Origin of the sequence: Bacteroides sp. AF32-8BH, assembly GCF_003435205.1 — a bacterium.
GTDB classification, from domain to species: domain Bacteria; phylum Bacteroidota; class Bacteroidia; order Bacteroidales; family Bacteroidaceae; genus Bacteroides; species Bacteroides ovatus.
In genome coordinates this window covers 51,399-63,648 of record NZ_QVLZ01000011.1, presented here as the reverse complement: position 1 = coordinate 63,648, position 12,250 = coordinate 51,399, and the positions used below count along the sequence as shown (strand labels likewise).

At 42.8% G+C, this 12,250-nt stretch carries 9 protein-coding genes; 8 read left to right on the top strand and 1 reads right to left on the bottom strand.

Going from position 1 to position 12,250, the window contains the following annotated elements:
* The first annotated feature begins 1 nt into the window (after position 1).
* From DWZ47_RS09645 to DWZ47_RS09630, 4 genes are all read left to right on the top strand, one after another.
* Entirely contained in the window at positions 2 to 388 is a 387-nt protein-coding gene (locus tag DWZ47_RS09645; protein ID WP_004318143.1) for a 2-amino-4-hydroxy-6-hydroxymethyldihydropteridine diphosphokinase, read from the top strand.
* Positions 389 to 1,141, top strand: a complete 753-nt coding sequence (gene kdsB / locus DWZ47_RS09640; protein ID WP_117512961.1) for a 3-deoxy-manno-octulosonate cytidylyltransferase — start codon at positions 389 to 391, stop codon at positions 1,139 to 1,141.
* Between the two features lie 4 nt (positions 1,142 to 1,145).
* A complete protein-coding gene (locus DWZ47_RS09635) occupies positions 1,146 to 2,429 on the top strand; it encodes a M16 family metallopeptidase (protein WP_117512959.1) in 1,284 nt (427 codons plus the stop codon).
* 85 nt (positions 2,430 to 2,514) lie between these two features.
* Complete coding sequence (locus DWZ47_RS09630; protein WP_117512957.1) at positions 2,515 to 3,684, top strand: phosphatidylinositol-4-phosphate 5-kinase; 1,170 nt, start codon at positions 2,515 to 2,517, stop codon at positions 3,682 to 3,684.
* A gap of 182 nt (positions 3,685 to 3,866) precedes the next feature.
* On the opposite strand, the gene DWZ47_RS09625 is transcribed toward DWZ47_RS09630, so the two are convergent.
* A complete protein-coding gene (locus DWZ47_RS09625) occupies positions 3,867 to 4,805 on the bottom strand; it encodes a ribose-phosphate pyrophosphokinase (RefSeq protein WP_032847337.1) in 939 nt (312 codons plus the stop codon).
* Positions 4,806 to 4,958: 153 nt separating this feature from the next.
* Here DWZ47_RS09625 and DWZ47_RS09620 point away from each other — a divergent pair, with 153 nt between their 5' ends.
* The 4 genes from DWZ47_RS09620 to DWZ47_RS09605 all read left to right on the top strand — a co-directional run bounded on the left by DWZ47_RS09620 (position 4,959) and on the right by DWZ47_RS09605 (position 12,223).
* Positions 4,959 to 9,278, top strand: a complete 4,320-nt coding sequence (locus DWZ47_RS09620) for a DUF5113 domain-containing protein (protein WP_182281626.1) — start codon at positions 4,959 to 4,961, stop codon at positions 9,276 to 9,278.
* A 34-nt stretch (positions 9,279 to 9,312) separates the two neighbouring features.
* Complete coding sequence (locus tag DWZ47_RS09615) at positions 9,313 to 10,041, top strand: DUF5932 domain-containing protein (protein WP_004295828.1); 729 nt, start codon at positions 9,313 to 9,315, stop codon at positions 10,039 to 10,041.
* Between the two features lie 40 nt (positions 10,042 to 10,081).
* Entirely contained in the window at positions 10,082 to 11,536 is a 1,455-nt protein-coding gene (locus DWZ47_RS09610; RefSeq protein WP_008777020.1) for an AbgT family transporter, read from the top strand.
* A gap of 99 nt (positions 11,537 to 11,635) precedes the next feature.
* Positions 11,636 to 12,223: an RNA polymerase sigma-70 factor gene (locus tag DWZ47_RS09605; RefSeq protein WP_004308903.1), complete on the top strand. Its 588-nt coding sequence runs from the start codon at positions 11,636 to 11,638 to the stop codon at positions 12,221 to 12,223.
* Positions 12,224 to 12,250: the final 27 nt, after the last annotated feature.

The window sequence follows — 12,250 nt, the reverse complement described above, 5'->3', positions numbered from 1 at the left end:
AGTGCACAAGTATATTGTTTGCATAGGGAGTAATTACAACAGGAAAGAGAACTTGACTTTTGCCAGGCAGAAGTTGACTGAATCGTTCTCTTCTATATGTTTTGCTCCCGAACTGGAAACTAAACCTTTGTTTTTTAAGAATCCGGCTCTGTTTTCCAACCAAGTGGTTCTGTTCTATTCCGATAAGGATGAAGAGACGGTGAGGAAAATGCTGAAAGATATAGAACAGAGGTCCGGACGTCGTTCGGAGGATAAGAAAGAGGAAAAGGTTTGTCTGGATATTGACATGCTTTTATATGATAACAAAATATTAAAACCGGAGGATTGGCAAAGGGGATATATACAACAGTCATTATCTGCTTTCCATTCTTCATTATTTATTAAGTAGATGAAATTTCTTGGAATTATACCTGCTCGCTATGCATCCACTCGTTTTCCTGCGAAACCGTTGGCTATGTTGGGCGGAAAAACAGTCATACAACGCGTATACGAACAAGTGGCAGGCATTTTGGATGACGCTTATGTAGCTACGGATGATGAACGCATTGAAGCTGCTGTTAAGGCGTTCGGGGGAAAGGTTGTGATGACTTCCGTTCACCACAAAAGTGGTACGGATCGTTGTTATGAAGCCTGTACCAAGATTGGAGGTGATTTTGACGTCGTAGTGAATATACAAGGAGATGAGCCTTTTATTCAGCCTTCACAATTGGATGCGGTAAAGGCTTGTTTTGAAGATGTAACCACGCAGATTGCTACGCTGGTGAAGCCTTTTACTGCCGATGAACCGTTTGCTGTACTGGAAAATGTGAATTCACCGAAAGTGGTAGTCAACAAGAACTGGAACGCACTTTATTTCAGCCGTTCTATCATTCCTTATCAGCGTAATGCCGAGAAACAGGACTGGTTGAAGGGACATATCTACTACAAGCACATCGGATTGTATGCTTATCGTACAGAGGTGCTGAAAGAGATTACCATGCTTCCACAGTCTTCTTTGGAGTTGGCCGAATCTTTGGAGCAGCTTCGCTGGCTGGAGAACGGATACAAAATAAAGGTCGGTATCAGTGAAGTGGAAACTATTGGAATTGATACCCCACAAGACTTGGAACGGGCAGAAGAATTTTTGAAGAATAGAATCTAATCTTATGGATCGTACGATACAACCTGAAATACAAACCCTGAAAAATTTTCGTATACTTCCTCCCGTTCGAATGACGTTGCCAAACGGTATTCCGTTGACTGTTATTAATGCGGGTGAACAGGAAGTGGTACGCATAGATGTGCTTTTTGCCGGGGGACGCTGGCAACAGTCGCAGAAACTGCAAGCTCTGTTTACGAACCGGATGCTGCGTGAAGGTACAAAAAAATATACGGCTGCCACCATTGCCGAAAAACTGGATTACTACGGCTCATGGCTCGAATTGTCCAGTTCGTCGGAATATGCATATATCACTGTTTATTCGCTGAATAAGTATTTGGCGAAAACATTGGAGGTGGTGGAATCTATGATTAAAGAACCGCTTTTCCCGGAGAAGGAATTGCATACTATCCTTGATACCAATATCCAACAATATCTGGTCAATACTTCCAAAGTTGATTTCCTGGCACACCGCAGTCTGTTACAGTCGCTTTATGGCGAACAGCATCCATGTGGCAGAATAGTGGTGGAGGAAGATTATCATGCCATCACTCCGGAAGTGCTCCGTGGATTTTATGAACGGTATTATCATTCGGGTAATTGCTCTATCTTTTTGTCCGGTAAGGTGACGGAGGATATTATCAGCCGGGTGACAGATACATTCGGCACTTCTTTCGGCCAGCATCAGCAGCAGGTGTCGAGATTAAGTTTTCCTTTTACTGCTGTTCCCGGAAAGAGAATTTTTACAGAGCGTGAAGACGCCATGCAGAGTGCTGTGAAGATGGGATATACGACCATTACTCGTAATCATCCTGATTATTTGAAACTTCGGGTATTGATGACTTTATTCGGAGGTTATTTCGGCAGTCGGCTGATGTCTAATATTCGTGAAGAGAAGGGATATACTTATGGTATTTCGGCAGGAATCATGTTTTATCCGGATAGCGGACTATTGGCTATCTCGACAGAAACGGATAATGAATATGTGGAACCGTTGATACAGGAAGTGTATCATGAAATAGACCGCCTGCATCAGGAACCTGTGTCGGCGGAAGAACTGACTATCGTGCGCAACTATATGTTGGGAGAAATGTGCCGTAGTTATGAGTCGCCTTTCTCACTTTCGGATGCGTGGATCTTCATAGCTACTTCCGGTCTGGATGATGACTACTTTTCACGTTCTCTGCTGGCTGTGAATGAGGTTACTCCGATGGAAATACAAGATTTGGCACAGCGCTATTTGTGCAAAGAGACATTAAAAGAGGTCATTGCAGGTAAAAAGTTGTCATAATTTGCTTTCCGAAAGTGGGCTGTTTGGGATAGAAATTGTATCTTTGTCCAAATTGTAATTCTAAAATGAGTAACGACTAAAACCAATGAGGAAATATCTATATACTACACTTTTGCTGGCTCTTCTTGCACAAGAGGGAGTGATGGCACAAGAAAATGAAGGAAAAACAGGCGGATTTTTCGGAAAAATTAAAGATACATTCTCCACTGAAATAAAGATTGGCAACTATACTTTTAAGGATGGCAGTGTCTATACGGGAGAAATGAAAGGACGAAAACCGAATGGAAAAGGAAAAACAGTCTTTAAAAACGGTGATGTCTTTGAAGGAGAATATGTGAAGGGAAAACGTGAAGGATATGGAATTTATATGTTTCCCGACGGAGAAAAATACGAAGGACAGTGGTTTCAGGACCAGCAGCACGGAAAAGGTATCTATTATTTTATGAATAATAACCGTTACGACGGTATGTGGTATCAGGATTATCAGCATGGTGAAGGAACAATGTATTATCATAACGGTGATTTGTATGTAGGTAAATGGGTGAATGATAAGCGTGAAGGCGAAGGTACATACACTTGGGCGAATGGTGCCAAATATACCGGTCACTGGAAAAATGATAAGAAGAACGGCAAAGGCATCATGAACTGGGACGACGGCTGTAAGTATGAAGGAGACTGGAAAGATGATGTCCGTCACGGAAAAGGGGTATTTGAATATACCAATGGAGATAAATACGATGGTGACTGGGCGGATGATATTCAACACGGAAGAGGTACTTACTACTTTCACACGGGCGATCGTTATGAAGGTTCTTATCTCTTAGGTGAACGCACCGGTGAAGGAGTTTATTATCATGCTAACGGTGACAAATATGTAGGTAATTTCAAAAATGGCATGCAAGACGGAAAAGGTACTTTTACCTGGGCGAATGGTGCCGTGTACGAAGGAAGCTGGAAAAACAATAAACGTGATGGCAGAGGAGTCTATAAATGGAGCAATGGCGATGTTTATGACGGTGACTGGAAAGACAACCGTCCCAATGGACAGGGTACTCTGAAAACCGTTGCTGGGATGCAATATAAAGGTGGCTTTGTTGACGGATTGGAAGACGGACAGGGCGTACAAATCGATAAAGATGGTAATCGCTTCGAGGGCTTTTTCAAACAAGGAAAGAAAAATGGTCCTTTTGTGGAAACAGATAAAGATGGGAAGGTGATTAAAAAAGGAACCTATAAATTCGGAAGACTTCAATAGATGATAAATGGTAGTGGGCTGCGCATTGCGTGGCCTATTTTTTTGCATATATGTACCAGGTGATGGAATAATGATAATTGGTATGGACAAAGAAAAATGGATAATAACCCAAAGCGGCCATTATCCATTTTATAATTTCCTGTTGAAAGTAACTTCAACTATCATTTATCACTTGTCATCTGTTAAATGATGTATTGTGAACTGATAGATTCGTTATTCATCACTCGTTTGATTGTTTCAGCAAACATATCGGCAATACTCAACTGTTTTACTTTCGGGCATTTCTTTGCGTAAGGGATGCTGTCGGTAAATACCATTTCTGTCAGACCGGACTCTTGTACACGGAAAGAAGCCGGATCAGACATTACGCAGTGGCTGGCGATGGCACGTACTGATTTGGCACCGGCATCCAGCATAATGTTGGCTGCTTTGGTGATTGTTCCTGCTGTGTCAACTATATCGTCGATCAGTACGACGTTTTTACCTTCTACGTCACCGATGATTTGCATAGATGCTACTTCATTGGCTTTTTCGCGTGATTTGTTGCAGAGTACCAATGGTACACCGAGGTATTTGGAGAAAGTACTGGCACGTTTTGAACCTCCTACATCCGGTGTAGCAATAACCAGATTTTCCAGTTGCAATGACTGGATATAAGGAAGGAATACTGCTGATGCGTACAGGTGATCTACCGGGATATTGAAGAATCCCTGAATCTGGTCTGCATGCAAGTCCATCGTAATCAGACGGTCGATACCTGCAACAGACAGCAGGTCGGCTACCAACTTAGCGCCGATAGATACACGGGGTTTGTCTTTTCTATCCTGACGTGCCCATCCGAAATAGGGGACTACAGCTACAATACTCTTTGCAGACGCACGTTTTGCAGCATCGATCATCAAGAGAAGTTCCATCAGGTTGTCTGAATTAGGGAAAGTGGATTGAACCAGGAATACGTGTGCGCCACGAATTGACTCCTCATATGAAACTGCAAATTCGCCATCGGCAAAATGGGTAATGTTCATATTTCCCAGAGGACAATCCAGGCTTGCGCAGATTTTTTCTGCCAGATATCTCGAGTTCGTTCCCGAGAATACCATAAAGGGTGCTTTTTCGCTCATTTTGTAATAGATGTTACCTATTTGTTAATTTGCCTGCAAAGGTAGGAATTTCTCTTATTATTTAGAAGGACTTATTGTATAAAAAATATTTTTCTCTCCAACTTATCGGAAATATTTGTAGATTTGCTTTCTGAAAACAGTTAATAGTCAAAAATGAGTTCACGCTTTCCTTTATATATAATAGGTATAGTGTTGTTTGCCTCTTTTTTTTCGTGCACTGATATGGTGCCGACCAAAGAGGTGCGCCTGATTGATTCATTAAACGGGAAAGCGTATGCTTATCGTTATCGAAGCCTGGATTCTTCTTATAAATATGCCAATGAAGCCTATCGGCAGGTGAATTTCTACAAGTCGGGGAAAGCGGAAGCATCCAACAACCTGGGGTTCTGTGCTTTTATGGCTATGGACTTTGACCGGGCGGAAGCGTTGCATAAGGAAGTATATAAACTGACTAAAAATGAACTCGAACTGTTGATTGCCGACATCGGACTGATGAAAATCTGTCAGCGGACGGCTATGAACAAAGAATTTTATGATTATCGTAATAGTGCGCTCAAGCGCATGAAACGTATTCGTGAAGAGAGTGATTTGTTTGCCGACCGTCACGAGGCACTACGGCTGGATTATGCATTCACCGAATTTTTCATCGTTTCTTCTATTTATTATTACTATCTGCAGCAACGGCAGGAGGCCATCACATCTCTTAACCGGATTCCGGAAGATGAAGCTTTGACAGATACTAATCAGTTGCTTTATTATCATTATATTAAAGGTTCGGCCTCGTTGGTGGAAGCAACCAAGCCGGAAGACCGGAAAATGCGTGAGTTCGACCAACTTTATATTACCTGGCGGACAGCTGTTCAGACTAATCATCCTTATTTCGAAGGAAATGGTCTGCAAGGATTGGCTAATCTGATGGTTTCACCTAATAATTTCGAACTTTTTCGGACGAGAAGGGGATATGCGCTGGATCAGTTTGGGTTTCCCGTAGATTCGCTTTTGCCTTTGCGAATGGCACAGCGTGCGCTTGAAAAATTTCGTGAGTACAATGATTTGTATCAGATTGCCGGTGCGTATGTGTCTATCGGTAAATATATGAATGAGCACGGACGTTATACGGAGGCATTGGATACGCTTGCAAAAGCGTTGGATTGTGTGAATCAACATCACATGCTCTATTATCACCATGCGGCGGATACATTGGATAAACTACATGTTTTTGTAGAAGGAGATACGACTTATACCGGGGTTCCATGGATCATGCAGGAAGATGTGAGAACGGTACCTGAATGGATCTCAAGGATTCGGGAGCAATTGAGTGTGTCGTATGCGGGGCTCGGGATGAAGTATGCTTCTGATTACAACCGGAATATATATTTGGATATTTTAAATTATACCCGTCAGGATAAGGAGTTGGAGAGCCGCTATCTTTCATTGGAAGCCGATTCACGACAAATGACGCTTGTACTTTCTTTGGTTATTGTCGGACTTGTATTGGTGGTTATTCTTTGGTGGTTTTTCAATAAACGGTCTAAAATAAGGAATCAGGTAGACGTGGAGCGTCTGCAACGGATTCTGACTCTTTGCCGGGATATAACTTCGTCCATTCCGATGAATGTTCCATTAATTCAACAAGGTATCGATCAATTATTTGGGAAAGGACGTCTTCAACTGGAAATTCCGGAGGAAGGAAAAGCGGCACTGGTTCCTCTGCATCGGTTGAACCGTGATGAAAAAGCATTGGTGCATGTGCTTGAACCGTATATTGTTTGGGCTGCGGACAATGAGCAGATGGTGGAAGCGTTGAGTGACGAGCGGATGCAGTTGGAAAAGCAACGGTATGTTTACGAACAACATATTGCGGGAAATAAACGTCAGAATCTTATAAAGAAGGCTTGTCTGGGCATTGTCAATGGTATTAATCCTTATATTGACCGTATCTTGAACGAAGTGCATAAGTTGACGGAGCGGGGGTATATTGATAATGCGAAGATTAAGAAAGAGAAGTATCAATACATTGATGAGCTGGTAACTACGATTAATGAGTACAACGATATTCTGGCTCTTTGGATTAAGATGAAGCAAGGAACGCTTAGCCTGAATATTGAAACTTTCAGTCTCAATGAACTGTTTGAGCTGCTAGGCAAGGGAAGACGTGCTTTTGAAATGAAAAATCAGAAGTTGGAAATTGAACCGACTACGGTTATGGTGAAGGCCGACCGGGCACTAACTTTGTTTATGATTAATACGCTGGCGGAAAATGCCCGTAAATATACTCCGGAAGGAGGAACAATTAAAGTGTATGCCCGTACTACGGAGGATGCGTATGTCGAGATCTCTGTGGAGGATAACGGAAGAGGTATTTCCGAAGAGGATGTGGCGCATATCATTGGTGAGAAGGTGTATGATTCCCGTGTGATCGGAATGAAGAATGCGGCCGATCCGGAAGTGTTGAAAGAAAACAAAGGTAGTGGTTTCGGATTGATGAATTGTAAGGGAATCATTGAGAAGTATAAGAAAACGAATGATTTATTCCGGGGATGCGTTTTTGATGTGGAGAGTGAACTGGGGAAGGGAAGCCGTTTTTATTTTCGTTTGCCTTCGGGAGTGCGTAAAGCAATGGGGGGATTGTTGCTTTGCTTGTTGCTTCCGTTGGGGATGGTTTCTTGTCTGCATGATCCGATTCCTCCCATGTTGCAGGATGGCGATTCGATTGTAGTAGTTATGGATTCTGCGTATGAGGATTTGCTGGATGTAGCGTCGGATTATGCGAATGCTGCCTATTTTGCTAATGTGGATGAAAATTATGAGTTGGCTTTGCAATATATAGATTCTGCAATGCTATTTCTGAATGAGCATTATGAAAAATATGCGCGTCCGGATCGTCCACATCGGTATATGAAGCTGGTAGGTGAGGGAACGCCTGCTGAAATCAGTTGGTGGAACGAATTGTTTGATTCGGATTATCATGTAATTCTGGATATCAGGAATGAGGCGGCAGTTGCTTTTCTGGCTTTGAAACAGTTGGATGCTTATAGTTATAATAATTCGGCATTTACAGATTTGTATAAGTTACAGGGAGAGGATCAAACCCTCGAAGCATATTGCCGGCAGTTGGAGCGTTCGAATACCAATAAGACGGTAGGAATTATTTTATGCTTTGTTTTATTGATTGTTTCGTTGGTTGGATATTATTTTCTGTACATGAGAAAACGTTTGCAGAATCGTTTGAATCTCGAACAGGTACTTGAGATTAACCAGAAGGTGTTTGCTGCATCTTTGGTGAGACCGCAGGAACAGGAAAATGCAGAGGCACTTCAACGAGAAGAGAGTACGCTTAAAGAAATTCCGCAGCGGATTGTGGATGAAGCATTCGGTTCGGTAAATGAATTACTGACGATTGACCGGATGGGAATTGCCGTTTATAATGAAACGACACATCGGCTGGAATATGCTTCTCGTCCCGGACAGGAAATGCCGGAGATGGTAGAGCAGTGTTTTAGTGCCGGAGAATATCTTTCTGAGCAGCATCTTCAGGCAATTCCGCTGATGGTGGAAGCAGGGGGCGAGCATCAATGTGTCGGTGTGCTTTATCTGGAGCGCAGAGAAGGAACGGAACAGGAGACGGATCGACTGCTTTTTGAACTGGTAGCTCGTTATGTGGCTATTGTCGTGTTTAACGCAGTGGTGAAGCTGGCTACAAAATATCGGGATATCGAGTCGGCACACGAAGAAACACGTCGGGCTTCCTGGGAAGACAGCATGTTGCATGTTCAGAATATGGTGCTTGACAACTGTCTGTCGACTATTAAACATGAGACGATTTATTATCCGAATAAAATCAAGCAGATTGTAGGGCGGTTGAATGCGCAGAATCTTTCGGAAACGGAGGAGCGTGAAGCGGTGGAGACTATGACGGAATTGATTGAATACTATAAGGGAATCTTTACGATTTTGAGTTCGTGTGCTTCCCGTCAATTGGAGGAGGTCACTTTCCGGCGTACGGTGATTCCGGTACAGGAACTTTTGGATGCTGCCGGAAAATATTTCAAGAAGTTGATGAAGAATCGGCCGGAGAGGATAGAATTGGAAATAGAGCCGATGGAGGCGAAGGTGATAGGAGACGTGAATCAGTTGCGTTTTCTATTGGAGAATTTGATTGATGAAGCATTGACTGTACGTGAAGATGGAGTGATACGTTTGCAAGCGCGCAAGGATAATGAATATGTTCGTTTCCTCTTTACGGATACGAGACGTGAGAAGAGTGTGGAAGAGTTGAATCAACTATTTTATCCGAATCTGGCACGTATGACTTCCGGTGAAAAAGGGGAGTTGAGGGGAACGGAATATCTGGTATGCAAGCAAATTATCCGCGACCACGACGAATTTGCGGGACGTAGGGGATGTCGTATCAATGCCGAGCCGGCTGAAGGCGGCGGGTTTACGGTTTATTTCACTATTCCGCGCCGATAAAAGGAAAACACATAAAAGTTATTAGATAAGGAACATGGAAGAACAGAAGTTTAAAGTTATTATTGTAGAGGATGTAAAACTGGAGTTGAAAGGGACAGAAGAAATATTCCGTCATGAAATACCGAATGCAGAAGTGATCGGCACGGCAATGACGGAAAGTGAGTTTTGGCCGTTGATGGAGGCCCAGCTTCCCGATCTGGTATTGTTGGACTTAGGACTGGGAGGTTCTACGACCATTGGTGTTGATATTTGCAAAAATATATTCAAACGTTACAAAGGAGTTCGGGTATTGATCTTCACGGGTGAGATTCTGAACGAAAAGTTGTGGGTGGACGTATTGAATGCCGGTGCCGATGGAATCATCCTCAAAACGGGTGAGCTACTGACGAAAACAGATGTACAGGCTGTGATGGATGGAAAGAAATTGGTATTTAACTATCCGATTCTGGAAAAGATTGTAGATCGTTTCAAGAAATCTGTAGCCAATGATGCTAAGCGTCAGGAGGCTGTCATCAGCTATGATATTGATGAATACGATGAACGTTTTCTCCGTCATCTGGCTTTGGGTTATACGAAAGAGATGATTGCCAATCTGAAAGGAATGCCTTTTGGTGTGAAATCATTGGAGAAACGGCAGAATGATCTTATTGGACGTCTTTTCCCGAATGGAGAACGGGTGGGAGTGAATGCTACCCGGTTGGCAGTACGTGCATTGGAATTGCGTATTATTGATCTGGATAATCTGGAGCCTGACGAAGAGTAAATTAAGTATTAACGGTAGCTTCTTGCTTAGTCGGAAAATGATGAAGAATAAATGGCGCATGCCCCATCCCGCTACGATGTTCCTTCTGCTGACAATGGCAGTGGTCTTTCTTTCATGGATATGCGATATCTATGGATTGAAAGTGACATTGCCGCAGACAGGTGAGGATATCCGTGTACAAAGCCTGTTGAGTCCGGAAGGAATCCGCTGGTGGTTGCGGAATGCTATTAAGAACTTTACAGGTTTTGCTCCATTGGGCATGGTGATTATTGCTATGTTCGGATTGGGAGTGGCACAACATTCCGGTTTTATTGATGCTTGTATCCGCATGGGGGTGGGAAACCGGCAGGAAAAGAGGAAGATCATCTTGTGGGTGATTGTGCTTGGCTTGTTGTCGAATGCCATTGGTGATGGTGGATATATCATTTTATTGCCTATTGCTGCTATGCTGTTTCAATGGGTGGGGCTTCATCCGATTGCAGGGATTGTTACGGCTTATGTTTCCGTTGCGTGCGGGTATAGTGCTAATATTGTATTGAGTACGATGGACCCGTTGTTGGCGCATACCACGCAAGAGGCTGCACTGGCACAAACGGGTTATCAGGGGAATACAGAACCTCTTTGCAATTACTTTTTTATGAGTGCTTCAACGGTGGCCATTACGGCTATTGTGTATTGGATTACTCAAAAATGGCTTCTTCCTACGTTAGGTAAGTATGAAGGCAGTATGAAGGTGGTGGCTTACCATCCTCTGTCTCGTAAAGAGCGGCGTGCCATTATGATTTCCATTGTTGTGGCAGCTATCTATGTGGCTCTTATCTTGTGGCTTACTTTTTCTTCTTATGGAATTTTGCGGGGTGTGAATGGTGGTTTGATGCATTCGCCTTTTATTGCCGGTATTTTGTTTTTGCTTTCTTTGGGAGCAGGTATTACGGGAATGGCTTATGGATTCAGTTCCGGACGGTATCGCACTGACAATGATGTGATTGAAGGACTTACGCAGCCAATGAAGCTTCTTGGAGTGTATTTCGTTATCGCTTTCTTCGCTGCGCAGATGTTTGCCTGTTTTGAATATTCCCATCTGGATAAATGTCTGGCGATTATGGGGGCTGACTTGCTTTCTTCGTTTGAACCGGCTCCTTTGTCTGCTCTTGTTCTGTTTATTCTGTTTACGGCATTGATAAATCTGATTATGGTATCTGCTACCTCCAAATGGGCTTTTATGTCTTTTATCTTTATCCCGATGTTTGCACAGATGGGAATTGCTCCGGATATAGCACAATGTGCTTTCCGTATCGGAGATAGTTCGACGAATGCCATTACTCCTTTCTTATTCTATATGCCTCTGGTGCTTACCTATATGCGGCAATATGATAAGCAGATTACGTATGGTTCATTGCTGAAATATACTTGGAGATATTCATTAGGCATCCTGGTTGTCTGGACATTGCTGTTTATCGTTTGGTATTTGTTGAAAATACCGATGGGATTGTAGGGTTAAGGAATGATTGCCGGGCTCCGGTTTATCTGATTGGAATTTTGTTTTTCTGAATTAATCGCTATATTTGCACCGTTCCTTAAAGAAAGACAACGAATGAATCTACCAGAAATCTCTGAAAATCTAATTGAACAGTTAAATCACGGTAATACAAAAGCATTTGATAAAATCTATCATACCTACTACCTTTATTTGTGTGCGATAGCTGTTTATTATGTGCATGACAAGAGGGTGGCAGGGGAGATTGTGAATGATGTCTTTGTCGCTTTTTGGCAGAATCGCCACCATATCACTCACCCGGCTCTTCCGTACTTGCGGCGTGCTATTCAAAACGCAAGTATTAGCTATCTGCGTTCTTCCTACTTCAACGAAAAACAGATGACGGAACAGATGGAAGAAATCTGGGCTTTTCTCGAAAATCATATTCTTTCTTCCGATAATCCTTTGCAGGCATTGGAGCATAGCGAAATGAATACCATCATCATGAAGAAGGTGGAGGAATTGCCAGCCAAATGCCGTGCCATATTTAAAGCAAGTTTGTATGAGGGTAAGACATACAGTGAAATTGCCGAGGAGCAGAATATTAATGTGACCACTGTAAGAGTACAGATGAAAATAGCATTGACTAAGCTACGCGAATCACTGGGTACTCCTTATATGATAGCTATTTTGATGTTTCTCTAAAAAAAATCGCTTTTCTTTTAAACGTTT